The sequence below is a fragment of the Enterobacter sp. H2G27 genome (genome assembly GCF_054403075.1).
In genome coordinates this window covers 2,160,548-2,185,695 of the sequence record NZ_JBSVSI010000001.1, presented here as the reverse complement: position 1 = coordinate 2,185,695, position 25,148 = coordinate 2,160,548, and the positions used below count along the sequence as shown (strand labels likewise).

Annotated in this window: 23 protein-coding genes; 14 read left to right on the top strand and 9 right to left on the bottom strand. The window is 56.0% G+C overall.

Annotated elements, in window-relative coordinates; translation table 11 throughout:
- Positions 1-118 precede the first annotated feature (118 nt).
- The 4 genes from ACW9E7_RS10335 (at position 119) to ACW9E7_RS10320 (ending at position 2,010) form a co-directional block, all read left to right on the top strand.
- The gene (locus ACW9E7_RS10335) at positions 119-1,150 is read left to right on the top strand and encodes a methyltransferase (protein WP_458727735.1); all 1,032 of its coding nucleotides are present in this window, start codon (positions 119-121) and stop codon (positions 1,148-1,150) included.
- Between the two features lie 90 nt (positions 1,151-1,240).
- Positions 1,241-1,438 carry a hypothetical protein gene (locus tag ACW9E7_RS10330; RefSeq protein WP_023312007.1) on the top strand — a complete coding sequence of 66 codons (198 nt, stop codon included), beginning with the start codon at positions 1,241-1,243 and terminating at the stop codon, positions 1,436-1,438.
- A 3-nt stretch (positions 1,439-1,441) separates the two neighbouring features.
- A complete protein-coding gene (locus ACW9E7_RS10325) occupies positions 1,442-1,864 on the top strand; it encodes a GFA family protein (RefSeq protein WP_127731096.1) in 423 nt (140 codons plus the stop codon).
- Positions 1,865-1,932: 68 nt separating this feature from the next.
- On the top strand, positions 1,933-2,010 hold the full coding sequence (locus ACW9E7_RS10320) for a hypothetical protein (RefSeq protein ID WP_223239581.1): 78 nt from the start codon (positions 1,933-1,935) through the stop codon (positions 2,008-2,010).
- Between the two features lie 62 nt (positions 2,011-2,072).
- Here the strand turns inward: ACW9E7_RS10320 and ACW9E7_RS10315 are convergent, their stop codons facing one another.
- The 3 genes from ACW9E7_RS10315 to nifJ form a co-directional block, all read right to left on the bottom strand.
- Positions 2,073-2,198, bottom strand: a complete 126-nt coding sequence (locus ACW9E7_RS10315; protein WP_258525023.1) for a hypothetical protein — start codon at positions 2,196-2,198, stop codon at positions 2,073-2,075.
- Between the two features lie 147 nt (positions 2,199-2,345).
- Positions 2,346-3,455 carry a porin OmpC gene (ompC, locus tag ACW9E7_RS10310; RefSeq protein WP_133294536.1) on the bottom strand — a complete coding sequence of 370 codons (1,110 nt, stop codon included), beginning with the start codon at positions 3,453-3,455 and terminating at the stop codon, positions 2,346-2,348.
- Positions 3,456-3,842: 387 nt separating this feature from the next.
- On the bottom strand, positions 3,843-7,367 hold the full coding sequence (gene nifJ, locus ACW9E7_RS10305; RefSeq protein ID WP_458727734.1) for a pyruvate:ferredoxin (flavodoxin) oxidoreductase: 3,525 nt from the start codon (positions 7,365-7,367) through the stop codon (positions 3,843-3,845).
- Between the two features lie 271 nt (positions 7,368-7,638).
- Between nifJ and ACW9E7_RS10300 the strand changes: the two genes are divergently transcribed.
- A complete protein-coding gene (locus ACW9E7_RS10300) occupies positions 7,639-7,905 on the top strand; it encodes a putative hemolysin (RefSeq protein ID WP_458727733.1) in 267 nt (88 codons plus the stop codon).
- Here ACW9E7_RS10300 and hslJ read toward each other — a convergent pair whose 3' ends face one another.
- The 4 genes from hslJ to ACW9E7_RS10280 all read right to left on the bottom strand — a co-directional run bounded on the left by hslJ (position 7,906) and on the right by ACW9E7_RS10280 (position 11,006).
- Positions 7,906-8,343 (bottom strand): heat shock protein HslJ, encoded by a 438-nt coding sequence (hslJ, locus tag ACW9E7_RS10295; RefSeq protein WP_115875300.1) that lies wholly within the window; start codon positions 8,341-8,343, stop codon positions 7,906-7,908.
- 124 nt (positions 8,344-8,467) lie between these two features.
- Positions 8,468-8,596: a DUF2474 domain-containing protein gene (locus ACW9E7_RS10290; protein ID WP_008501283.1), complete on the bottom strand. Its 129-nt coding sequence runs from the start codon at positions 8,594-8,596 to the stop codon at positions 8,468-8,470.
- On the bottom strand, positions 8,596-9,606 hold the full coding sequence (gene cydB / locus ACW9E7_RS10285; protein ID WP_115875298.1) for a cytochrome d ubiquinol oxidase subunit II: 1,011 nt from the start codon (positions 9,604-9,606) through the stop codon (positions 8,596-8,598). Before cydB ends, ACW9E7_RS10290 begins: the two co-directional genes overlap by 1 nt.
- Positions 9,606-11,006 (bottom strand): cytochrome ubiquinol oxidase subunit I, encoded by a 1,401-nt coding sequence (locus ACW9E7_RS10280; RefSeq protein ID WP_458727732.1) that lies wholly within the window; start codon positions 11,004-11,006, stop codon positions 9,606-9,608. The genes cydB and ACW9E7_RS10280 overlap by 1 nt, the downstream gene beginning before the upstream one ends.
- Positions 11,007-11,398: 392 nt before the next feature.
- Here ACW9E7_RS10280 and ymcF point away from each other — a divergent pair, with 392 nt between their 5' ends.
- From ymcF to ACW9E7_RS10235, 9 genes are all read left to right on the top strand, one after another.
- The gene (gene ymcF, locus ACW9E7_RS10275) at positions 11,399-11,587 is read left to right on the top strand and encodes a cold shock small protein YmcF (protein ID WP_028013309.1); all 189 of its coding nucleotides are present in this window, start codon (positions 11,399-11,401) and stop codon (positions 11,585-11,587) included.
- An 82-nt stretch (positions 11,588-11,669) separates the two neighbouring features.
- Positions 11,670-13,079 carry an aminotransferase-like domain-containing protein gene (locus tag ACW9E7_RS10270; protein WP_127731091.1) on the top strand — a complete coding sequence of 470 codons (1,410 nt, stop codon included), beginning with the start codon at positions 11,670-11,672 and terminating at the stop codon, positions 13,077-13,079.
- Positions 13,080-13,350: 271 nt separating this feature from the next.
- A complete protein-coding gene (gene ydcS / locus ACW9E7_RS10265) occupies positions 13,351-14,496 on the top strand; it encodes a putative ABC transporter substrate-binding protein YdcS (RefSeq protein WP_023344246.1) in 1,146 nt (381 codons plus the stop codon).
- A 17-nt stretch (positions 14,497-14,513) separates the two neighbouring features.
- Positions 14,514-15,527, top strand: a complete 1,014-nt coding sequence (locus ACW9E7_RS10260; protein ID WP_133294529.1) for an ABC transporter ATP-binding protein — start codon at positions 14,514-14,516, stop codon at positions 15,525-15,527.
- 7 nt (positions 15,528-15,534) lie between these two features.
- On the top strand, positions 15,535-16,473 hold the full coding sequence (locus tag ACW9E7_RS10255) for an ABC transporter permease (RefSeq protein ID WP_411800915.1): 939 nt from the start codon (positions 15,535-15,537) through the stop codon (positions 16,471-16,473).
- Complete coding sequence (locus ACW9E7_RS10250) at positions 16,463-17,269, top strand: ABC transporter permease (protein ID WP_029741505.1); 807 nt, start codon at positions 16,463-16,465, stop codon at positions 17,267-17,269. The genes ACW9E7_RS10255 and ACW9E7_RS10250 overlap by 11 nt, the downstream gene beginning before the upstream one ends.
- Positions 17,270-17,293: 24 nt before the next feature.
- On the top strand, positions 17,294-18,718 hold the full coding sequence (gene patD / locus ACW9E7_RS10245; protein ID WP_127731088.1) for an aminobutyraldehyde dehydrogenase: 1,425 nt from the start codon (positions 17,294-17,296) through the stop codon (positions 18,716-18,718).
- Between the two features lie 182 nt (positions 18,719-18,900).
- Positions 18,901-19,074: a GhoT/OrtT family toxin gene (locus tag ACW9E7_RS10240; protein WP_013096478.1), complete on the top strand. Its 174-nt coding sequence runs from the start codon at positions 18,901-18,903 to the stop codon at positions 19,072-19,074.
- Positions 19,075-19,161: 87 nt separating this feature from the next.
- Positions 19,162-19,917: an alpha/beta fold hydrolase gene (locus ACW9E7_RS10235; RefSeq protein ID WP_133294525.1), complete on the top strand. Its 756-nt coding sequence runs from the start codon at positions 19,162-19,164 to the stop codon at positions 19,915-19,917.
- A gap of 71 nt (positions 19,918-19,988) precedes the next feature.
- On the opposite strand, the gene ACW9E7_RS10230 is transcribed toward ACW9E7_RS10235, so the two are convergent.
- Complete coding sequence (locus tag ACW9E7_RS10230) at positions 19,989-22,166, bottom strand: virulence factor SrfC family protein (protein ID WP_136194944.1); 2,178 nt, start codon at positions 22,164-22,166, stop codon at positions 19,989-19,991.
- Positions 22,163-25,144 carry a virulence factor SrfB gene (locus ACW9E7_RS10225; RefSeq protein WP_143345184.1) on the bottom strand — a complete coding sequence of 994 codons (2,982 nt, stop codon included), beginning with the start codon at positions 25,142-25,144 and terminating at the stop codon, positions 22,163-22,165. The genes ACW9E7_RS10230 and ACW9E7_RS10225 overlap by 4 nt, the downstream gene beginning before the upstream one ends.
- Between the last annotated feature and the right edge of the window lie 4 nt (positions 25,145-25,148).

Sequence of the window (25,148 nt, the reverse complement as noted above, 5' to 3'; positions counted from 1 at the left end):
CAATACGAAGCAGCATAAGTAAACCTTGCTGAAATTATGGATAAAGCTCACTGCCAGACTTACGCTTGTTAGCAACTTTTTAGTTGTTCAACACATCTTTATTGGTAAGGAGCAGAAAATGTCACAACGTAATAGTCTGGATTTACTAAGCCGTAAAGAAGGAATGTGTTTGTTAGAGCAAAGCATGGGTTTTGTCTGGCAGGCAGCACTTCGGACTGTCGCGGTATTAGGGGTCGCAGATCGTCTGGTTGAAGGAAAAAAATCCGTTACGCAACTGGCGGAGGAGCTTAATGTCGATGGCGACTATCTTCATCGGATCATGCGCTTATTGTCCTCTCGTGGGGTTTTCAACGAATTATCTGACGCCGAATACAGCCTTAGCCAATCAGCACAATTCCTCTGTTCTGAGCATGAATTTTCCTTGCGTGCAGCAGTGCTCATGCTGACAGACCAGACATTCTGGCAGCCAGCGGCAAAAATGGATGAGATATTGCAAGGCAAACCTGTCTTTAATGAATTGTTTGGCAAGCCTTTTTACGAATACTGGCAGCATGACGATAGTGGGGCTGACAGCAACATTTTTCATGCCGGTATGGCCTCTATGTCATCCGTAGAGAATGAAGTCATCGCAGATAGCTATTCGTTCCCTCAAAGCGCTGTCGTTGCCGATATCGCCGGTGGGCTGGGTAATTTATTGCTGGCCGTTTTACGTCGAAACCCGACCCTGACGGGGATCCTTTTTGATCAAACAGACGTGCTTGAGCGGAATCGACTGTATCTGTTGAATGATCATCGCCGATGGGAGACCGTAGAGGGCAGTTTTTTTGAAGCCTGTCCTGTAGCAGACATTTATCTACTTAAATACATTTTAATGGACTGGCCTGATGAAAAGGCCATTCAGATACTTCAATGCTGCAGAAATGCTATGAAAGAAAACTCCAGGCTATTAATTTTTGAGCCACTTATTAAAAAAGAAAATAATGAACAGGGACGATTTGAAATTGATCTTCTTTTGTTAACAAGCTTTGATGGAGGACGTGCAAGAACAGAGTCTGAGTATCAGACCTTGTTTGAAAAGACTCGTCTGAAGCTAAACAAAATAATAGACACCCGTTCGTATCTGTCGATTTTAGAAGTCGTACCTGTTTGAACTGTTTAAATATTATTCACAGATCATGTGTCTGGCATTCCGTTTTACCATATTCCTGCTACCCTTGTTTGTTGTACCAGGAGCATGAATATGAAAAACAAAGATGAACAAACCGGATTAGTGGGGCTGGCGATTGGGGCCGCCGTTATTGGGCTGGTTTCAGCGCAAAAACCGATCCATCGCAACAGTATAGTGGATGAACTGGTCAGACTCGGCAGGCAAAAAGGCGATGGTGTAGAAGACGAGGTTTTCGTTAAAGCGGCCGAGCTCGTGAGAAAAGGGGTATAGCCCATGGCTGAAAGACGAAATGCGAAGTGCCACTGCGGCGCGGTGGCATTCACCGTTGAACTTACTGATGGCCTCAACACCGCGCGGCGCTGCAGCTGTTCCTTTTGTCGAATGCGAGGCGCTGTCGTCGTTTCTGCGCCCCTGTCGGGGATTACGGTGACCAAAGGTGAGGATAAGCTCACCGAGTACCGCTTTAACACGGGAACGGCACGGCATTTCTTCTGCTCGGTGTGCGGGATTTACACGTTCCATCAGCGGCGTTCTAACCCAAACGAATATGGCGTGAATGTCGCCTGTTTTGAAAACGTTTCACCATTTGATTTTCCTGAGGTGAAGGTGATGGACGGGGTTAACCATCCCATGGATGGAGAAAGTGGCGTATTTGGCTATCTCACTTTTCGCAAGAAAGGTGAACAGCAGGCATGATTGCCGCCTGGCCACTCTTTAATCAGCCTGGCTATAGTGGAGAATGGTTATCTGATACAGGAGAAACTATGCTTTGTGTTGAAAAAGACGATCCGCGTGAGGCCCCTGAATCAGGCGATAAAAAGCCTCAACCTGTGAAAAAATAACGCGACCTATGCGTATATCCGCCACCGGCACTGCTGGTGGCTTTTTGTTTCCAGGGAAACGGTCAACTGCCATCCAGATGGTTTAACAGCGCGCCGAGATGCCCGACAATATCACCAAAATCAAAAATTAACGCCATCCACACCAATGCTAAAAGGGTAAGGACGGCAAGAGATACACGACCAAACAACGCTGTTATCCTTAATGGAAAAAGGGCTATCTCCGTAGTCTAACCAGCTTTCTTTCAACTTTCCCTCAACCAATCCCTTTCTGACACTATCTCTTGTGACTTACTTCAAAAACAAGCGAGCCCGCACCATGATGCGGGCTCTGACAATCAGAACTGGTAAACCAGACCTAACGCTACGACGTCATCCGTGCCGATGCCGTTGTTTTTGTAGAAGCTGTCATCTTCATCCAACAGGTTAATTTTGTAATCAACGTAGGTGGACATGTTTTTATTGAAGTAATAGGTCGCGCCTACGTCAGCGTATTTAACCAGATCCCGATCGCCCTGACCGTTGCCCAGATCCTTACCTTTCGACTGCAGGTAGGAAAGGGACGGACGCAGGCCAAAGTCGAACTGGTACTGGGCGGTCACTTCAAAGTTCTGGGTTTTATTCGCAACGGAATCGGTTTTATCACCATACGGGGTCATATTGCGGGTTTCAGAGTACATTGCCGCCAGATAGATGTTATTGGCGTCATATTTCAGACCCGCAGTCCACGCATCCGCTTTGTCACCGCCCGCTGTGGTATTCATGACCTGTTCGTTGGTACGGTCTGAAGAGGTGTACGCCGCACCTGCAGTAATGCCCATGCCGAAGTCATAGGTGGTAGAGATACCGAAGCCGTCGCCGTTCTCGTGACGCGTGTCGCGACCGTTGTTGGTGCCTTCCTGGTTGTTGCTGGCGTCTTCATTCTTGCCCTGATACTGCAGCGCAAAGTTCAGGCCCTGCACCAGACCATAGAAGTCGGTGTTACGGTAGGTTGCCACACCGTTGGCGCGGCTGGTCATAAAGTTGTCGGCTATAGAGTAGGAGTCGCCGCCGAACTCAGGCAGCATATCGGTCCAGCCTTCCACATCGTACAGCACGCCGTAGTTACGACCGTAATCGAAGGAGCCGTAGTCACCCACTTTGACGCCCGCGAAGGCCAGACGCGTCCAGGACTGATTATCAGACCCTTCGGTGTTATTTGCCTGAATGTTGTATTCCCACTGCGCGTAGCCGGTCATCATGTCATTGATCTGGGTTTCGCCTTTGAAGCCCAGACGCATGTAGGTTTGATCCCCGTCAGCGCCTTTATCGTCGGAGAAATAGTGCAGACCATCTACTTTTCCGTACAGATCTAATTTGTTGCCGTCTTTATTATAAATCTCTGCTGCATGAGTTGCGCCAGCCATTAACAGAGCCGGAATCATCAGGGCCAGTACTTTTCTTTGCATTTTGATATTCCATTGTGGTTGTTTTTATTTAATTAACTGTTGAACTTTCAGAATGAGAAAGTTGTCTCATGCTAAATCACTCCGCTGCGAGAGTAATAAAATATAATTGTTACGAACTAAGTAAAATCTAAACCGAATAAATCAACTGAAACGGTCATTGACTTGATGAATGATTTAAAGTTAAGCATATTAAATTGAAATTATTAATCGGGCGTTAATTAAGGTAACCTTGATGCGTTATATGCCTTTAAGATCATTCATCCATAATTAGCATGAATACTATTAAGTAAACAAAATAGATATTCATTGATTATCTGGATTCGCCCGGTGTGAATGCGCCGGGCTTTTTTATGGCAAAAATATGCCCGGACAAGCCGGGCAGAGGTACTAGTCGCTGGTCGGTTTTTCGGCTTTACCCGCCATTTGCGCCAGGAAGTCATAACGTTTTTGCAGATCGGCCGCGGCATCTTTCCAGAGCTGTTCGGCCACTTCCGGCTGCTGCGCGTTAAGGCGACGGAAGCGCTGTTCCTGCATTAAGGTCTCGGCCAGGGCATCTGACGGCGGACGCGAATCCAGCGCCAGCGGTAATTTACCCTCATCAGCACGACGCGGGTCGAACCGGTACAGCGGCCAGAAGCCCGTCGCGGTCAGCTGACGCATCTGGTCGTGGCTGAGCGCCAGATCGTAGCCATGCTCTTCGCAAGGGCTGTATGCAACGATCAGCGATGGGCCAGGATACGCTTCCGCTTCCTGAATCGCTTTTACCGTCTGGTTAAGCTGGGCACCCAGCGAGATTTGCGCGACGTAAACATGACCATACATCATCATGCTTACACCGATATCTTTGCGCGCCTTGCGTTTGCCGTGTTCGCCGAATTTCGTCACAGCGCCTAACGGTGTCGCTTTCGACGCCTGACCGCCGGTGTTGGAATAACACTGCGTATCCAGAACCAGGATATTGACGTTTTCGGTCAGGCTCAGCACGTGATCCAGCCCGCCAAAGCCGATGTCGTAAGCCCAGCCGTCACCGCCAATCAGCCAGATCGATTTTTCGACCAGCGCGTCCGCGTCGGTCAGCAGCTGCTCAGCTCCCGCCACGCCCTGAAGCGCCTGACGCAGCTCGGCGACTTGCTCACGACGTTCATCTGGCGTTGCATCCGCATGAAGCGCGTCATTGAGCCCGGCAGGGAGCTGCCCGGCAAACTGCTCCAGCAGGCGCATCACGCGTGCGCGGTGCTGATCAACGGTCAGGCGGAAGCCCAGACCAAATTCGGCGTTGTCCTCGAACAGCGAGTTTGCCCATGCCGGACCGCGACCGTTGGCATCGGTGGTGTAGGGCGTGGAGGGCAGGTTACCGCCATAAATAGACGAACAGCCGGTTGCGTTGGCAATCAGCATCCTGTCACCGTACAGCTGGGTAAGCAGCTTGATATACGGCGTTTCACCGCAGCCTGAACAGGCGCCGGAGTATTCAAACAGCGGCGTGATCAGCTGCGAAGTGCGAATATCAATACGTTCCAGTTTGCTGCGGTCGATTTCCGGCAGATTCAGGAAGAAGTCGTAATTAATTTTCTCCTCTTCAACGTGCTCCAGACGCGACATCATATTGATGGCTTTGATCTCCGGATCCTGCCTGTCTTTCGCCGGACAGACCTCGACGCACAGGTTACAGCCGGTGCAATCTTCCGGCGCGACCTGCAGAACGTATTTCTGACCGCGCATATCGCGGGATTTCACATCCAGTGAATGCAGGCTCGCAGGCGCGGATTCCATCTCTTCCGGTGAAACCACTTTGGCACGAATGGCCGAGTGCGGGCATGCCGCTACGCAGTGGTTGCACTGGGTACACAGTTCTTCTTTCCAGATAGGGATCGCTTCGGCGATGTTACGTTTTTCCCAGCGCGTGGTGCCCATCGGCCAGGTGCCATCCGGCGGCAGCGCAGAGACGGGCAGGGCATCACCCAGACCGGCCAGCATCGCCGCCGTCACGGTCTTAACGAAATCAGGCGCCGCATCGGACACCACCGGAGGGCGGTTCGGGCTTTCAGCATTGACCGGCTGCAGCGGTACCTCATACAGCGACTCGCGCGCCAGCGCCAGCGCCTGCCAGTTACGCTCGACTAATTCCTGTCCTTTGCTGCTGTAGCTTTTGGCAATCGCGCCCTGCAGTTCCGCCAGCGCGCTGTCGCCCGGCAGGATGTTCGTCAGATGGAAGAAGGCCATCTGCATAACGGTATTGATGCGCGCGGCCAGGCCACATTCGCGGGCAATTTTCGCCGCGTTCACCACAAAGAAACGGGCTTTTTTCTGGTTCAGCACCGCCTGCACTTCCCGCGGCAGGCGAGACCAGACTTCATCCACGCTGTATGGCGTATTCAGGAGGAAAATACCGCCAGGCTTCAGGCGCTCGGCCATCTGGTATTTATCGATAAACTGCAGCTGGTGACAGCCAACAAAATCAGCCTGAGAAATAAGATACGCAGAGCGGATGGGCTGTTCGCTCACGCGCAGGTGGGAAACGGTCAGGCCGCCTGCCTTTTTGGAGTCGTAAACGAAGTACCCCTGGGCATACCACGGCGTGGAGTTACCGATGATTTTGATGTTGTTTTTGGTCGCGGAGACGCTGCCGTCGCTGCCCAGACCATAGAACAGCGCCTCAAGTTTGGCGGTCGAGGACAGGGTGTTTTCCGGCAGCGACAGGGACAGATTCGTCACATCATCATAAATGCCGACGGTAAAGCGCGGCTTGGGCTTCGCTTCGCTAAGTTCGTTGAATACCGCCTGCACGCAGTCCGGCCCAAATTCCTTGGACGATAACCCATAGCGACCTCCGATCACGCGCGGCAGCGTTTCACGTTCGCCCTGATTAAAGGCTTCTGCCAGGGCCGTCATCACATCCAGATATAGCGGTTCCGCCTGCGCGCCCGGCTCTTTAGTGCGATCGAGCACCGCCACAGCGCGTGCGCTTTCAGGCAGAGCCGAAAGCAGATGTTTGGCCGAGAACGGGCGATAGAGCCGTACCTTAAGCACGCCAACTTTTTCGCCGCGCGTCAGCAGTTCATCAACAACTTCCTCGCAGGTGCCAATGGCCGACCCCATCAGCACAATGACCCGTTCCGCCTGCGGATGGCCGTAGTACTCAAAAGGTTTATATTCCCGACCGGTCGCGGCGGCAAAGTCATTCATAGCCTGTTCAACATGGTCGTAAACCGCGTTGTACCACGGGTTCGTGGCCTCACGGGACTGGAAATAGGTATCCGGGTTTGCCGATGTGCCACGAATAACCGGGTGTTCCGGATTAAGGGCCCGGGCACGGTGCGCGTCAATGTCCGCCTGCGGGAGCAGATTCAGGATTGTCTCGTCAGCCAGCGGGACGATTTTGTTAATTTCGTGAGAGGTTCGGAAACCATCAAAGAAGTGAATAAACGGCACGCGGCTTTTGAGCGTGGCGATATGCGAAATCAAGGCAAAGTCCTGGGCTTCCTGAACGCTGCTGGCGCACAGCATCGCGCAGCCGGTCTGACGTACCGCCATCACGTCAGAGTGATCGCCAAAGATAGAGAGCGCGTGAGTGGCAACGGTACGCGCCGCAACGTGCAGAACGAAGGGGGTCAGTTGACCGGCGAGTTTGTAAAGAGTAGGGATCATTAACAGCAATCCCTGAGATGAGGTAAACGACGTGGAAAGCGCGCCGGTTTGCAGCGCGCCGTGCACCGTGGCAATCGCACCGGCTTCAGACTGCATTTCTACCACTCTCGGGACATCGCCCCAGACGTTTTTTAACCCGTTACCAGCCCAGGCATCCGCCTGCTCGGCCATGGTAGAACTTGGCGTAATCGGGTAGATGGCGATAACTTCACTGGTGCGAAACGCGACTGAGGCAACTGCACCATTACCGTCAATAGTTTGCATAGGACAACACCCTTACATTGCGCAAAAAATAGGGGTCTGTATTACGGCAACAAACCCTGAATATTATCTGTGTATTCTAGCAAACGGGGGATTTTACGATTTTCGCTTTTGTGTCCTTGGTATTCTCGCCATCAATGAGTAGATCAAACTTTTGGCGAAAAAATTGCGAAAAATTGTTTCCGGAGCGCATAAATACGCACTTTCGCTCTCGACGACACGGGCTGTGATGCCTATTATGCATAGGTTTCGCATCATTTATGGGGGATAAAGCATGCGCTCAGCGTTTTTGGTAGGGTGTGCCGCATTATTGTTGTCGGCATGTAGCAGTGAACCCGTTCAGCAGGCAACGGCAGCCCACATGGCGCCGGGAATGAAAGCGGCGATGTCCAGCGCTGGTCAGGCTAACTGCGCAATGATTGGCGGTTCGCTGTCTGTCGCTCGCCAGCTTGATGGTTCTGCTATTGGGATGTGCGCCTTGCCAAACGGCAAACGCTGTAGCGAACAGTCGCTTGCCGTTGGAAGCTGCGGTAACTACTGATTATTCTACACGCTTAAACATCAGCGTTTTATCGGCTGTCGCCAGCGTTAACTGGTCCTCAGTCAGGTCGACCTGCGCCCCTTTGCGCAGCATGTCGCCGATGGCCTGATCCAGCTCATTCAGCTGCGGTTCAGTACAGAGCTTGCGCGTCATGGCCAGCGTTTTAACCTTAAGCTCGCCTTCGGACAATTTCCCCTGTCCGTTGAAGCGGTTACACATCTGGCCGGAAACGCTGATGTTATTCACCAGGCTGATATCAGGCAGCGCGCTAAAACTGAGCTCAGGTGGCGTTGTCGCGGTCTTCACGGCCTTACCGTTCACGTTTTCCAGCACGAAGCGGTGATTCTGAAGTTGCTCCGGCTGAACGGAGGCTTTACCCGGATTAACGCAGCCGGTAAGAACAAGACTGATAACACTTAACGCGATGAGCTTTTTCATTTTTCTTCTCAAACTATAAACACTGTGAATCTTTTTCCAGTGTAACGATACGCTGCCATGCGTTAATGGGGTTTATCTGAAAGTGCGGGGGAACAGGGCAACGCAGCGGTTGCCCGGAATGATGTTAATGCGATTTAAACCCTGCAGCCGTCATTAGCATACGGAAGAGCATGCTGACAGCAGCCAGTGCCAGTACGCTGCCGCCCCAGATAATGGCCAGCCACAGTAATCTTTTCCAGACCGGTTGTTGCATCAGTGATAACCCTCCCCATGCTGAACTTTGCCGCGAAATACGTAGTAACTCCAGAAGGTGTAGACCAGAATAACGGGAATGATCAACAGCGCGCCGACCAGCATAAAGCCCTGGCTTTGCGTCGGTGCGGCGGCCTGCCAAAGGGTGATCGACGGTGGAATAATATGCGGCCAGATGCTGATTCCAAGCCCGCTAAAGCCGAGGAATACCAGCCCCAGTGTCAGAATAAACGGACGGCTATGGCTGGCGGGATTATTCAGGCAGCGCCACTGGTACAGGCTAAAAATCACCACCAGAGCAGGAACCGGCAGCAGATAAAACAGATTCGGCAGCGTAAACCAGCGCGCGGCGATGGCCGGTTGTGCCAGCGGCGTCCAGAGGCTAATGGCGGCAATAAACGCCAGCAGCACGATTAACAGCGTTTTCGATACTTCACGCATCCGCTGTTGCAATGCGTTTTCGCTTTTCATCACCAGCCAGGTCGAGCCTAACAGCGCATAGGCCACCACCAGCCCGGCGCCGCAAAACAGGTTAAACGCGGTAAACCAGTCAAAGGGGCCGCCGGTATAGGCCCGGCCGGTGACGGTAAAGCCGTTAATGACGGCGCCCACCGTCACGCCCTGGGTAAACGTCGCCAGAATGGAACCACCTATAAACGCCTTATCCCAGAACGGACGGTGCGCCGGGGTGGCCTTAAAACGAAATTCAAATGCCACCCCGCGGAAAATAAGTCCGATCAGCATTAACGTCAGTGGAATGGTGAGGGCATCCACGATCACCGCGTAGGCAAGTGGGAATGCGCCAAACAGCGCAGCGCCGCCAAGCACCAGCCAGGTTTCATTTCCGTCCCAGACCGGCGCGACGCTGTTGACCATTACGTCGCGATCGTCGGCGTTCTGCGTTGCCGGGAACAGAATGCCAATCCCCAGATCAAAACCGTCCATGACGATATACATCAGCGTGGCGAAAACGATGATCACAAACCAGATAATGGAAAGATCGATACCCATTATGGCTGCTCCTTATGTTCAGTTGTGACGGCAGAAAGCGGGCGCGCCGGACGTCCGTCGGACTCGGTGGCGAAAGACTCATGCGGCTGCGGGCCTTTTCGGATGAGGCGCACCATATAGCTGTAACCCACGCCGAATACCGAGGTGTAAACGATGAAGAAGGCCAGCAGGCTCACGCTCATATGCAAATCACCATGGGCAGAAACCGCATCCTTCGTTCGCTGAAGCCCATAGACCACCCACGGCTGGCGGCCCACTTCGGTGGTGATCCACCCGGCCAGAATGGCAATCAGCCCCGATGGCCCCATCAGCAGCGCAAACCACAGGAAAGGGCGCGATGAATAAACGCGCTTTTTATATCGCAGCCAGAGTGCCGTTACCCCAAGAAGCAGCATCAGCATGCCCAGACCCGCCATAATGCGGAACGACCAGAAGACGATGGTGGAATTCGGGCGGTCTTCCTTTGGAAACTCTTTCAGCGCCGGAACCTGTTTATCCAGGCTGTGCGTCAGGATGAGACTCCCCAGCGCCGGGATCTCCAGCCCAAAGCGGGTGCGCTCCTGCTCCATATCCGGCCAGCCAAACAGCAGCAGCGGGGTAGGCTCACCCGGCGGATTTTCCCAGTGTCCTTCAATCGCGGCTATCTTGGCGGGCTGGTGCTTTAAGGTGTTCAACCCGTGCATATCGCCAACCATGGCCTGGATGGGGGCGACAATCAGCGTCATCCACAGCGCCATCGAAAACATCGCCCGGATGGCGGGGGTATTATTCCCGCGCAGCAGATGCCATGCCGCGGATGCGCCCACAAACAGGGCGCTGCTCAGGAACGCGGCTATCGACATATGCAGCAGGCGGTAAGGGAAGGAGGGGTTAAACACCACCGCGAACCAGTCCACCGGCACCACCTGACCGTTGACGATCTCATAGCCCTGCGGGGTCTGCATCCAGCTGTTTGAAGAGAGGATCCAGAAGGTAGAGATAATGGTCCCCAGCGCCACCATGCAGGTGGAGAAGAAGTGCAGACCCGGTCCGACCTTGTTCCAGCCGAACAGCATTACGCCGAGGAACCCGGCTTCGAGGAAGAAGGCGGTAAGCACTTCGTAGGTCAGAAGCGGGCCGGTAATACTGCCCGCAAACTGTGAAAAGCCGCTCCAGTTGGTGCCAAACTGGTAGGCCATCACCAGCCCGGAGACCACGCCCATGCCAAAGTTGACGGCAAAAATCTTCGACCAGAAATGGTACAGCGAGCGCCAGACCGGATTTTTTGTTTTCAGCCACAGCCCTTCGAGCACGGCAAGGTAGCTTGCGAGACCAATGGTAATGGCCGGGAAAATAATGTGAAAGGATACGGTAAAGGCAAACTGTATCCGTGCAAGGTGAAACGCATCTAAACCAAACATGCACAGCCTCAATGTCAAACGGTGTGCTGTTATGGTATAGGGGCGAAGATCTGACTATCAGACTCAGAAAAGTGATTTTTAACCATAACAGTTGGCATAATACTCATGCTTTAGCCATCTGATATACTTCTCGGATGAGGAATAAAAACACTGTTTTTATGCATTTTACACATAAAACAGCTTGCTTTGTCGTCAACGCCGTGCGTTAATGGTCTTCTGGTTTTGAGTCCAAATAAATATCTGACGTAGTTTTATAAAGCAGTTCTCATCACGTTGTGCCTCTCCGCAGCCTCTCTTGGGTCTTTATCTACATTCCGATTCGTTTTGTTTAAAACCATTATGCCCAATCGGCCCATTAGTAATTTACGTTTTTACGTTTACAGGAGAATCTTATGACTTCTTATATTCATTTCCGCTGCCCATGCTGTCATGGCTCGCAGTACCGTACCTCAGTCTTTGATGTGTCTGAGAAAAACCCACTCGGCGCGAAATGCATCTTTTGCAAATCGTCGATGATAACGCTCGATCACCTGGCCGCTGCGCGTCAGGCGCAAAGCCACGTTACCGAGTACCGTAAGTAATTCATTTCCCGAACTATAACAGTTAGCTAAATCTTCTCTTTTTCTCCTGCTGATATACACTGTCAGCCACAAGGAGAATCTGATGAAAAAATACCAGCGTCTGGCGCAACAAATTATCTCGCAGATAGAGCTTGGCGTATGGCTGCCGGGCGATAAGCTGCCTTCTCTGCGAGAGCAGGTGGCGAGCAGCGGCATGAGTTTTATGACCGTTGGCCACGCGTATCAGATGCTGGAAAGTCAGGGGCGCATTGTCGCCAGACCGCAGTCGGGCTATTACGTTGCCTCGCGCCCGACCGCACATCAGCCTGCTCCACCTGCCCAGGTGATGCGTGACGAAGTCGTGGATATTAACACCTACATCTTCGACGTCTTACAGGCCAGCCGCGACCCGTCCGTTGTCCCTTTTGCCTCCGCCTTTCCCGACCCACGGCTTTTCCCGCTGCAGCAGCTCAACCGCTCGCTGGCGAACGTCAGCAAAACCGCGACGGCGATGAGCGTGATTGAGAACCTGCCGCCGGGTAATGTCGATCTCCGCCACGCCATTGCCCGCCGTTACGCGCAGCAGGGGATGAACATCTCCCCGGAAGAGATCGTGATCACCGCAGGCGCCCTTGAAGCGCTCAATCTCAGCCTGCAGGCGGTGACCGAGCCGGGCGACTGGGTGATAGTCGAAAACCCCTGTTTTTACGGCGCGCTGCAGGCCCTGGAACGCCTGAAGCTTAAAGCGTTGTCGATTGCGACGGACGTCCGCGAAGGGATTGACCTGAATGCCCTTGAACAGGCGCTGAAGGAGTATCCGGTTAAAGCCTGCTGGATAATGACCAACAGTCAGAACCCGCTTGGCTTCACGCTGAGCGCGGAGAAAAAAGCGCAGCTTGTCGCCCTGTTAACGCAGCACAACGTTCCTCTGATTGAAGACGACGTCTACAGCGAGCTCTATTTTGGGCGCGAAAAACCGCTTCCGGCGAAAGCATGGGATCGTCAGGATATGACGCTGCACTGCTCGTCCTTTTCAAAATGTCTGGTGGCCGGTTTTCGCATCGGCTGGGTTGCGGCAGGAAAACACGCGCGACGTATTCAGCAGCTGCAGCTGATGAGCACGCTCTCCACAAGCTCACCTGTGCAGCTGGCGCTGGTTGATTACCTGGCGACGAAACGCTACGACGCCCATCTGCGCCGCCTGCGGCGTACGCTCGCCGAGCGAAAGCAGCAGGCCTGGCAGTCCCTTTTGCGCCATATGCCTGCCGGCGTCAAAATCCATCATAACGACAGCGGTTACTTTTTATGGCTGGAGCTTCCGGCGCATCTGGACGCGGGGCTGCTGAGCGAAAAAGCCCTAACGCATCACATCAGCATTGCCCCCGGAAAGATGTTTTCCACTTCTGACGCATGGACGCCGTTCTTCCGTTTTAATACGTCGTGGGCCTGGGGAGAGCGAGAAGAGCAGGCGGTCATTCAGTTAGGCAAATTAATTAGCACGATGCTTGAATAATCCTTTTTTCGTTTTTTAAATATTCATTTCTTATCCTGATGACGGCACTGTGAATATTTCGCGGTGCCCTGTCATAGGAAATCTGCATACCATCTCTCGCGGCTAACTCCTTGTCTATAATCCAGTTAACGGGGAATGCGCCCTCGGTCACACCTTGATGAAATTTCCTTAAGCCGAACGGTGCGGCGCATTCGCGCGGTCTACGTTTAATAAGGGAGATATTTTTACGGCACGGCTGCCGCTAAATTTCATTGCGACAGGAGTAACCCTTATGAGCAAAAAATTTGCCCGCAGCAGCCTGTGCGCGCTCGGCATGACTATCATGACAGCGCAAGCCGCAGAACCACCAAAGGCCATCGGCGACGGGGAAGGTCGACTGGATATTATCGCCTGGCCGGGATACATCGAACGCGGACAGACGGACAAAAACTACGACTGGGTCACCCAGTTTGAAAAAGAGACCGGGTGTGCGGTGAACGTCAAAACGGCGGCCACGTCGGATGAAATGGTCAGCCTGATGGCGAAAGGGGGATATGACCTGGTCACCGCATCAGGTGACGCTTCCCTGCGCCTGATCATGGGCAAACGCGTCCAGCCGATTAACCCCGATCTTATCCCCAACTGGAAAACCCTCGACGAACGGATTGTGAAAGGGGAATGGTTTAACGTCGGCGGGAAAGTCTACGGCACGCCGTACCAGTGGGGGCCAAACCTGCTGATGTACAACACCAAAACCTTCCCGACGCCGCCGGACAGCTGGAGCGTGGTCTTTACCAAACAGGATCTGCCGGACGGGAAAACCAATCAGGGACGCGTGCAGGCGTATGACGGCCCGATTTACATCGCGGATGCCGCGCTGTTCGTCAAGGCCACGCAGCCGCAGCTGGGTATCAAAGACCCATACCAGCTTACCGAAGCACAGTATGCTGCCGTGCTTAAGGTGCTTCGCGACCAGCATGCTCTGATTCACCGCTACTGGCACGACACCACCGTCCAGATGAGCGATTTCAAAAACGAGGGCGTCGTGGCCTCCAGCGCCTGGCCGTATCAGGCGAATGCCCTGAAGGCCGAGAACCAGCCTATTGCAACCGTCTTCCCGAAAGAGGGGGTGACCGGCTGGGCGGATACCACCATGCTGCACGCGCAGGCAAAACACCCGATGTGCGCCTACAAGTGGATGAACTGGTCGCTGACGCCGAAAGTGCAGGGCGATCTGGCAGCATGGTTTGGCTCCCTGCCCGTGGTGCCGGAAGGGTGTAAAGCCAGCACGCTGCTGGGCGATAAAGGCTGTGAAACAAACGGATATAACGAGTTCGACAAAATCATGTTCTGGAAAACCCCCATCGCCGAAGGCGGCAAATTTGTGCCTTACAGCCGCTGGACGCAGGATTACATCGCCATCATGGGCGGTCGTTAATTGCCCGGGAGCAGAACATGACGTACGCGGTAGAGTTTAACAATGTTTCCCGTCTGTACGGCGACGTACGGGCGGTGGATGGGGTCACCATTGCGATTCGTGACGGAGAGTTTTTCTCCATGCTGGGGCCTTCGGGCTCCGGCAAAACCACCTGCCTGCGCCTGATAGCCGGTTTTGAACAGCTGTCAGGCGGCACGATTTCTATCTTCGGCATAGAGGCGAGCGAACTGCCTCCCTGGGAGCGGGATGTGAACACCGTCTTTCAGGATTACGCGCTGTTCCCGCATATGTCGATCCTCGACAACGTTGCCTACGGGCTGATGGTCAAAGGCATCGACAAGAAAAAACGCCATGCGCAGGCCCGTGATGCCCTCGAAAAAGTGGGCCTGAGCTTTGCCGTTGCCCGCAAACCTTCGCAACTTTCCGGCGGCCAGCGGCAGCGTGTCGCCATCGCCCGCGCGCTGGTCAATGAGCCGCGCGTCCTGCTGCTGGATGAGCCCTTAGGTGCGCTCGATCTCAAACTGCGTGAACAGATGCAGTTCGAGCTGAAGAAACTTCAGCAGGAACTCGGCATCACCTTCATTTTCGTCACCCACGATCAGGGTGAAGCCCTTTCAATGTCAGACCGGGTGGCGGTGTTTAATAACGGGCGGATCGAGCAGGTGGACACCCCGCGCGATCTCTACATGCGTCCGCGCACGCCGTTTGTCGCGAGTTTTGTGGGCACTTCCAACGTCTTTGATGCAGGACTAGCGCAGAAAATATGCGGCATGGAAGGCAGCTATTCCCTGCGTCCGGAACATATCCGTCTTAACGAGGGCGGAGACGTTCAGGTTCAGGGCATCGTGCAGGCCGTTCAGTACCTGGGGGCGGCCACGCGGCTGGAGCTGAAGCTTGCCGATGGCGCCAAACTGCTGGTGAGCCAGGCCAATCTCAGTGAAACCTCGCCGCTGAGCGGCATTGCGCCGGGGCAGGCGGTGATGGCGTCGTGGTCACGCGAGGCGATGATTCGCCTGCATGAGGAGAGGTGAAATGTCTATGAGTGTCGCGCATCCTCCCGCCTCGCACGGCCGCTTCAGCCGAATGACGGCGCTGTTCTGGCGGAAACCGTCGCTCGGCCTGTTCCTGCTTCTGCTCGCGCCGCTCATGTGGTTTGGCATCGTCTATTTAGGATCGTTGCTGACGCTGCTGTGGCAAGGTTTCTACACCTTTGACGATTTCACCATGGCGGTCACGCCGGATCTGACGCTGGCGAATATTCAGGCGCTCTTCAACCCGGCAAACTACGACATCATCCTGCGAACCTTAACGATGGCGATTGCGGTGACGATTGCCAGCGCCATTCTCGCATTCCCGATGGCCTGGTACATGGCGCGATACACCCGCGGCAAGTGGAAGGCTTTCTTCTATATCGCCGTGATGCTGCCAATGTGGGCGAGCTATATCGTCAAAGCCTACGCCTGGACGCTGCTGCTGGCGAAGGACGGCGTGGCGCAATGGTTTCTCAACCATATGGGGCTGGAACCGATCCTGACTTCACTCCTTACGCTCCCGGCGATTGGCGGCAACACCTTATCCACCTCCGGGCTGGGACGGTTTCTGGTCTTCGTTTACATCTGGCTGCCGTTTATGATCCTGCCTGTCCAGGCGGCGCTGGAACGCCTGCCGGCCTCGCTGCTGCAGGCCTCGGCCGACCTCGGCGCCCGCCCGCGCCAGACCTTTCGCTACGTCGTTCTGCCGCTGGCCATTCCGGGCATTGCGGCGGGATCCATTTTCACCTTCTCCCTGACGCTGGGGGATTTCATCGTTCCACAGCTGGTGGGGCCGCCGGGCTACTTCATCGGTAACATGGTCTACTCGCAGCAGGGTGCCATTGGCAATATGCCCATGGCCGCCGCGTTCACGCTGGTACCCATCGTGCTGATTTCTCTTTATCTGGCGTTCGTGAAACGTCTGGGAGCATTCGATGCACTCTGAACGCGCACCGCTGTTCCTGAAAGTGGCAGCGTGGGGAGGCGTCATCTTCCTGCACTTCCCGCTGCTGATTATCGCAACCTATGCCTTTAACACCGAAGACGCTGCCTTTAGCTTTCCGCCGCAGGGGCTGACGCTGAAGTGGTTTAGCGTGGCGGCGGGGCGCGGCGATATTATCGAATCCGTGACGTTGTCACTTCAAATTGCCGCGCTCTCCACCGCGATAGCCCTTGTGCTTGGCACGCTTGCTGCAGCGGCGCTGTGGCGAAGCGAGTTTTTTGGCAAGAATGCGATCTCTCTGCTGCTGCTGTTACCGATTGCGTTACCGGGGATCATCACCGGCCTGGCGCTGCTGACGGCCTTCAAAACGATCGACCTTGAGCCGGGCTTTTTCACCATCGTGGTGGGACACGCCACCTTTTGCGTGGTGGTGGTGTTTAACAACGTAATTGCCCGGTTCAGGCGCACCTCCTGGAGTCTGGTCGAAGCGTCGATGGATCTCGGGGCCGACGGATGGCAAACCTTCCGATATGTGGTGCTGCCCAATCTGGGTTCAGCGCTGCTGGCCGGGGGTATGCTGGCGTTTGCCCTGTCGTTTGACGAGATAATCGTCACAACATTTACGGCGGGACACGAGCGCACGTTACCGCTGTGGTTGCTCAACCAGCTCGGGCGTCCGCGCGACGTGCCGGTCACCAACGTCGTGGCTCTGCTGGTGATGCTGGTGACAACTATCCCCATTCTGGGAGCCTGGTGGCTAACCCGCGACGGCGAAAACATTGCCGGCAGCGGGAAATAACAGTGAATTCAACAGGAAAATGCTATGCAAAAACATCTGCTGATAAACGGTGAACTGGTTGCCGGAGAGGGTGAGAAACAGCCGGTTTATAACCCGGCCACCGGAGAGGTGCTGCTGGAGATTGCTGAGGCGTCAGCGGCCCAGGTCGACGCGGCGGTTCAGGCGGCCGACCGTGCTTTTGTGGCGTGGGGACAAACGACGCCGAAAACCCGCGCCGAGAGCCTGCTGAAGCTGGCGGATGCGATTGAAGCCCACGGCGAGGAGTTTGCCCGGCTCGAATCCCTCAACTGCGGTAAGCCGCTGCACTGCGCGCTGGGTGATGAAATTCCGGCGGTGGTTGACGTTTTCCGTTTCTTTGCCGGGGCCGCCCGCTGCCTTAACGGGCTGGCCGCCGGAGAGTACCTTGACGGCCATACGTCGATGATCCGCCGCGACCCGGTGGGCGTGGTTGCCTCTATTGCACCGTGGAACTACCCGCTGATGATGGCAGCCTGGAAACTGGCACCCGCGCTGGCGGCAGGGAACTGCGTGGTGATTAAGCCCTCTGAGATTACGCCCCTGACCGCGCTTAAGCTGGCAGAGCTGGCAAAAGATATCTTCCCGGCGGGCGTTCTTAACGTGCTGTTTGGTCGGGGCAAAACGGTCGGCGATCCGCTTACCGGACATGAAAAAGTCCGTATGGTCTCGCTGACCGGTTCAATTGCTACCGGGGAACATATCATCGGCCATACGGCGTCCTCCATTAAACGCACCCACATGGAGCTGGGCGGTAAAGCGCCGGTGATCGTGTTTGATGATGCCGACCTGGATGCGGTCGTCGAAGGGGTGAGGACGTTTGGCTTCTACAACGCCGGGCAGGACTGTACCGCCGCCTGTCGTATCTACGCGCAAAAGGGCATTTACGCCGCGCTGGTGGAAAAACTGGGTGCCGCGGTTGCGAGCCTGAAAATGGGCGCACCCGAGGACGAATCAACCGAGCTGGGGCCGCTGAGTTCGGCGGCGCATTTATCCCGCGTGTGCAAAGCGGTGGATGAGGCCAAAGCCCTGAGCCACATCACCGTCGTGACCGGGGGCAGCAAAAAAGAGGGGGCGGGCTACTACTTCCAGCCAACCCTGCTGGCGGGGGCCAAACAGGAAGATGCCATTGTGCAGCGCGAGGTGTTTGGCCCGGTGGTGAGCGTCACCGAATTTGATGATGAGGCGCAGGTGCTGGCCTGGGCAAACGACTCGCAATACGGCCTGGCGTCTTCGGTCTGGACCAAAGACGTTGGCCGCGCCCATCGCCTGAGCGCGCGCCTGCAGTATGGCTGCACCTGGGTGAATACCCATTTTATGCTGGTGAGCGAAATGCCGCACGGCGGCATGAAACTATCGGGCTACGGGAAGGATATGTCGGTCTACGGGCTTGAGGATTATACGGTCGTGCGGCATGTCATGATAAAACACTAATCCTCCCAGCCTGGCCGCATGCGTGGCCAGGCGTTCTCCTTGCCCGCCACACGTGTTACGAAAGATACTCAATTGTTATTAGCCGTAATTTTTAAGTGGTTATTCTGTAACGAAAAAACTTGATCTGTGTCAACATATGACGCATATTGCGTGCGGTTATTTTTTCGGCTCTGGTATACAGAATGACGTTGTATCAAAAGATGTTGGTTTTTTACGCAATCATGGCTTCCATCTGCGCATTAATCACCTGGTTCCTCTCTAAAGACCGCAAACGTATCCGCCTGCTCAGCGCTTTTCTGGTGGGGTCAACCTGGCCAATGAGCTTTCCCGTTGCGCTGCTGGTCTCGCTTTTCTGAAGCACGCTTCCAGTTTTAAAAGATGAACATAGCATTCCTGATGTGGTGACTGTATAAATACACAGTGCATCATAAAAAGGAGTGCTTATGAACAGTTTTTACTCACAGCAGGCCGGTTGCACCGTGCGCTGGCATGACCTGCCCGGCACCGGCGATCCCGTGGTGTTTATTCACGGGCTGGGCTGCGCCTCTTCCTACGAATATCCCCGCGTCGTACATGACCCGCTGTTTGGCGCGCGCAGGGCGATACTCATCGACTTGCCCGGCAGCGGCTACAGCGATAAGCCTGAGCACTACAGCTATAAAACCACTGACCAGGCGCACGTTGTCGCGGAACTGATTGACCATCTTGAGCTGGATTCATTCTGGTTATACGGCCACAGCATGGGCGGCAGTATCGCTATCGAAACGGCGGGGCTGCTGGGGTCGCGCGTGAAGGGACTGATGGTGTCAGAGCCCAATTTCCACGCGGGTGGGGGCATGTTCAGCCGGTCTATTGCAGCGCAAACCGAGCAACAGTTTCTGGAGCAGGGTTATGACGCCATGCTTAGCGCAGAAAAAACGGCGTGGGCCGGGTGCCTGCAGAGTAATGCGCCGTATGCCGTCTGGCGGGGCGCATCGAGCCTGGTGGCGGGCGTTGAGCCCGAGTGGGAAGCGCAGTTCCTGTCACTCCCTTGCCCGGTAACGTTGATTTTTGGCGAGCTCTCTCTGCCGGATGACGATGCGGATAATCTGAAGCAAAAGGGCGTTGAGGTAAAAATTATCCCTGCGGCGGGGCACTCGATGTCGTGGGAAAACCCCTCTGCGCTGGCGCGGGCCTTAGCCGAATGTATGACGATGTGATTATTGTGCGATTTATCATTGTTGCGAAATGTAGGCCGGGTAAGCGCAGCGCCACCCGGCAAGAAGGGCGGCTACTTTATTAAAGCCCGCAGTGCCTGACGTGCGTCAGGCTGAACATCATGCGGGTGCTGGTAATCAATGTTCTCTATCGCGCGGCTATAGAGTGCGACCAGCCAGTCGTACACGTACGCGGTGGCCGCATGTACAGGCTGTTCTCCCAGGCGCGTCAAACGAGGCTCGGCGCTGCTGACCACCGGCGTGACGAAGATGGCCTGGCCCTTGCGGATGCGGCTTGCCGGACGCGTCGCCACGGGCGTCTGGTCGTAACCCAGCCAGCCAACGAAATTGCCCATCACGGCATGCAGCTGTGCCGCGCTACTTTTATCCGCTTCGACAATGCGCTGAAGCTGTTGAGGCAGATCCAGCCGGTAGCTGGTGACGACCAGCACATCCGCGATTTGCTGTAACACCTCAGGATCCAGCCCAAGACGGGCGGCGGTCGCCTCGTTGCGGCTCCACTGGCGCAGATGATTTATCCAGACTCGGTGCGCGAGACGCGCTTTGTCTTTTGTCTGGAACAGGCCAGTGCTTTCCTGGGCGTTCTCGGCAAACAGGTCAATGGTATCCGTAAATAGCCCGTTAACCTGCTCCTCGCGAGGCTGCTGAACGGCGAGCAGCGTTTCAAAGGCTTTCAGAGGCGGCAGCATGCCTTCAAGCAGTTCGCCGTGGCGGGCGGCGCTGCTTTGCAGCATGCGCACCATGTTTTCCGCCTGAGCGCGTCTTATCCCCGGTTCTTCAACCAGCGGTGCCAGATAGCTTTGCATCAGCGCCGACAGCTCCTGACGCAGCGCGTTTTTCAGCGTGCCGAGACGTTTCTGTCGCTGCGCGGGCAACGTGGCCTGAGACAGCCATTCGATGACGCGCTGCATGCTGTGGCTGTCCAGCGCCTGCAGCGTGCCCCAGCGTAAACCCGGCTTTCCGAGCAGATGCTGTACGGCTTCATCGAGATTCTGCCGGGTAGTAAAGCGGGCGTCATGCGGGGTGATCGCCCACACCAGCCCCGGCAGGGCAGATTCTTCAGCAGGCTGCGTTTCCTTCACCCAGTTCATTAACACTTTTGCTTTTTTGGCCGTCTGTTCGTGCTGTGCCGTCGCGTTGCAAATCACCAGCACATCCGGCTGAAGCTGTTGACGGTAATGTTCAAGAAGCCACTGGGATTTTGCCTGGCGTAGCGGATCGGCACGGTTATCTTCAAAAACCGGAATATCAATAATATCGACGTTATCCAGAGCCCCGTTCTCAACCGGCAGCACCAGCTCGCGGGTCAGGAATGCCAGCACGTCGACCGGGATGCTGATGGCGTTAAGCATTTCACCGCTATTCAGCGGATGAAGCAGCGTCTCCTGCGCGTCCTGAAGGTCTAACGCGCCGTCGTGCGTCAGGAACCCTTCACCCGGCAGCCCAAAGCTGTCCACCAGCAGGCTAAGCGGGGCAGCAAGATCGCCGGCATGGCTGGTCTGGTGCAGCACATGGGCCAGTTTTAACCACTGCTGGGTCAACTCCTGCTGCTCGCCCCAGAGCAGCGACCAGACGCTGGCTCGCGTGCTGAGATCGAGAGAAGGTACCAGTTGGGCAAACTCATGCCACAGGGCATCATCAATTTGCTGCTTAGCTGCGGGAACCGTGCTTTGCCAGAAGCGGGCAATCGTCCCCACTTCCTGAGCCGTGATGCCGGGCACGCTCTGCGGCTGGCGCAGCCCGCGCCACTTCTCCAGACGTGTCTCAATGACCGCTTTATCTACCGCACGCATCTGTGGATGGAGGGTCGTACGGGCAATAAACAGCTGTACCAGCTCGGCCTCGGTGACAAGACTCAGACGCAGCGGGAACGCCTCATCCGCCACCTCCGTGTTTTCACGGGTAAAGCGGACGGCCATGTTGGTCAGGGCATGTCCCGGATTGATATGCGAAAAATAGTCAAAGGTGCGCTGGCCCGGCGTCACGTTCAGGCGTCCATTACCGCTGCCGCAAAGAGACAACAGCAGGTGTGCTTTCGCGCTCTGCGAATGGCCGTAAAGCCCAACGCTGCTCTGGCGGGTCATGGCGCGTTCAATAGCCTGTTCCCGCGCCTGCGCCGCGTTGATGCGGGCAAGCAGGGCGTCGGCATCGTTATCCAGCACAGGGGCGTTCAGGCGCGTCTCATTAATCCACCCAATTAAGGCCTGAGTGGTGGTCGTCGTCGCTGTCATTTCAGGTATACGCTCCCGCTGTCGATCCAGTAGTGGCTACCGCTGTGTCGGCGATCGGCCAAAGTATTCAGTTTGAAGGTTAATGCGTCAGACGCAACAGGCGTGCCGTCCTGCAGCCAGGCATCGCTCAGCTCGAAGGCCTCCGGCCCCTCCTGCTTGCTGCCGCCGCAGAGCCTGAGCCGCACGTTCAGCACGCCGTCACCGGCAATGGCTTTCGCCAGTTCAGCCGAGTTGATGCTGAGCGTGTAGAGCGGCGTGGCGGGCCAGCGCGCGTTCGCCAGCTGGCGGAAGCCGAGCGTCACGTTACCGCGCAGCGGGAAGTGCAGACGCGCGTCAAGCTTCGCGCCGGGTTTATCCAGATCGATATCCTGGTACCAGACGTTTTCCTCGCGCAGGGTATTGACGGTGTTATCCAGCACGCCCAGATAGCGCACGGTGGAATACGCGCCAATGTCCGCGGCTTTAAAGTTGAAGCGCGGCAGGCGCAGGTCAAGCGCCAGGCTGCAGAGCATGGCCCCGACGGCGGCTGTCGATTTCGGGTTGCCAATGCGCCCCTGCTGGCTGAACGGATACCACTCATGTACCTGGTATTTATCCAGCCAGACGATGCGATTGACCGGCACCGGCTGCAGATGTCGAATGAGCGCCTGCACGCCGGGCAGGCAGCCGGGGCGTCCGGTGATCAGCAGAATATCGCAGCTGTAATGTGAAATCGCTTCACACACCGCGTGCAGCGGGGAGGCCAGCGTAAACTGCCCGGCCAGCATCGCATCCTGCATTTCGCGGAAGCTGACGTGCAGCGGCACGGCGAACAGGTCGAAAGCGTCAGACCCCGCAGGCAGGGCATGATCGATCGCCTGCTGCAGGTAGTTCATCACGTTGCGCGTCGGCTTCTGCGGCAGGAGATCGCCAAAGGTGGCATGCAGACCGGCCAGCGGATCGTCAACGTCGCTCGATTCCCACGCGGCAAGAATGGCATGGCCAATCGGCATGAAGAGCTGCAGCGCCGTCTGCTGGCGGAGTACGGCCTGGGTATCAATACGCCCGGAGTCGCCGAACAGCGAGGCCATCAGCAGCGAGGCATCAGCAATACCGGATTTCTGCAGCTGCGTTTGCAGCGCGGGCAACACGTAGCGCTGAATCACGTCCAGAAGCGTATCGTCGCCCGCGACCTTAAATCCTTCACGGAACAGCAGCTGAGGGGTGATTTTGACGTTATTGCCGGAACCGTCGTCCAGCTGATAATGGGTGATCGCCATATCCGTTGTGCCGCCGCCGATGTCGATGGACGCGACGCGCAGCGCGCGGCCCGGCTGGCTACCCGGCTCAGGTTCGCGGTCCGGACGAGCAAGAGAGGCGAAGAAGGCTTCGGTCTGGCCGCCAAAGCGGGAGATGGCTTCGTTATACAGCCAGACCAGCTGACCGCAGCTGGCTTCATCCCACTCCATCTGGATTTCAGGTACCGGCACCACGCTTTTTTCCTGCTGTTTGCGGGTGACAAAATCCTCATCCTGCGGGTGCCATCCCATCGCTTTCCAGACGATGGCGATGGCTTCAAACATGCGGCGACGGAAGATCTCGCGCTCCTGCTTTGGCATGGCGGAGGGCAGCGTCAGGATCAGCGTGCGCAGCTGGCGCGGCGACGCCGGGAATCCCAGACGTAAGCGCGTGGCGACGCTGTTGATCTGCCCCAGCGCCTGCGCCAGCAGCTCGCACAGCATGTGGGTCATCAGCGTACTGCGGCTGTACTGCGGCGAGAAGACCGGCAGCCGCTCGTCCTGCGGCAGCGTGAAGAGCGGCTCGCCGTCATCGTTCATCAGGTTCATCAGCGGAAACGCGGTGGCAAGCGGTTCACGCTGGGTCTTGCTGTTCATCTGGCTAAAGCGCCAGTCCTGCACGACCGGCGTTTCATCCCACAGGTAGCGACGCGGGCTCGAGATGCCGCTGTTGCCTTCGGTCCCCAGGCGCTGCATCGCCAGCTTGCGGGCTTCATCACCCACGCGAACAATGGACGGCCAGACAAAGGCATCTTCGCGACCGCTTTCAACCGAGAAGTGCTGCTTGCCAAAACGCGCTTCCGAAAACTCGAGACGGCTGGTGAACAGCGGCGCATTCAGGAACTGCGGCTCGCTTAGCGAGCGAACCTGCAGCTCGGCGGTCTGGCGCAGGCCATCGTTGGCATCGCCGTGGTCTTCAATAATGACGCCACAGGTGTGGGTATTGCCCACGTCGAGGATCAGATCGACCGGAATGGCAGGCGTGCTGAGCGTATGGGTTACAAATTTCACTTCCGGCACGGTGAGCTGTTCACCGAGCATGGTCATCAGGTTGAGCCAGTGGGCCTGATATTCAAAACCGCGCATCGCCTGCTGGAGATCGCGTTCTGAGCGGTTTTCAACGCCGTCGGCATACTGGGTAAATGCCTCGCGCAGCCAGCCGTCAATCCACGTCTGGTCGAGGAAGCTTTCAACCTCCTTGTCTCGCCAGGCCAGCGCGAAACGGGTCCCGTTCAGAATATCGTTTTCGACCGGGGAAAGGGCGGACGTGGCGTGGTCAGCAATCTGGCTGTCAAGGGCGAGAGTGACGCGGTGCGTATTGCCTGCCGTGTCGGGTGTATCCAGCCTGCGCACCTGAACGCGCGCCCAGTTATCCGGCCCCTCAACGAAGGTTCGCGGCGGGTTGAAGCGCAGGAACGGAACCGGAAGCCAGACGCCGTCCAGCACCGCCAGGGACTGATGCAGCGGGATGGTGGTTTCCGGCTTAACCACTTCAGGCTGCCCGCCGTTCGTTCCCGGCAGGGTATAGCGCCCGTTAACCAGGTCGAAATCGAGTCGCAAAAGCGGGCCGTTCGCGGTTTTACGTACGAAGCGCCCGTTGCTGGCGGTGTCCTGCGGCGTCAGACCGAAATCAAGGAACTGCACGCCGCTGTTGGCAATAAGCGTGACGCTTTGTTTATAGTCGCAAAGATTTACCAGCATAGGA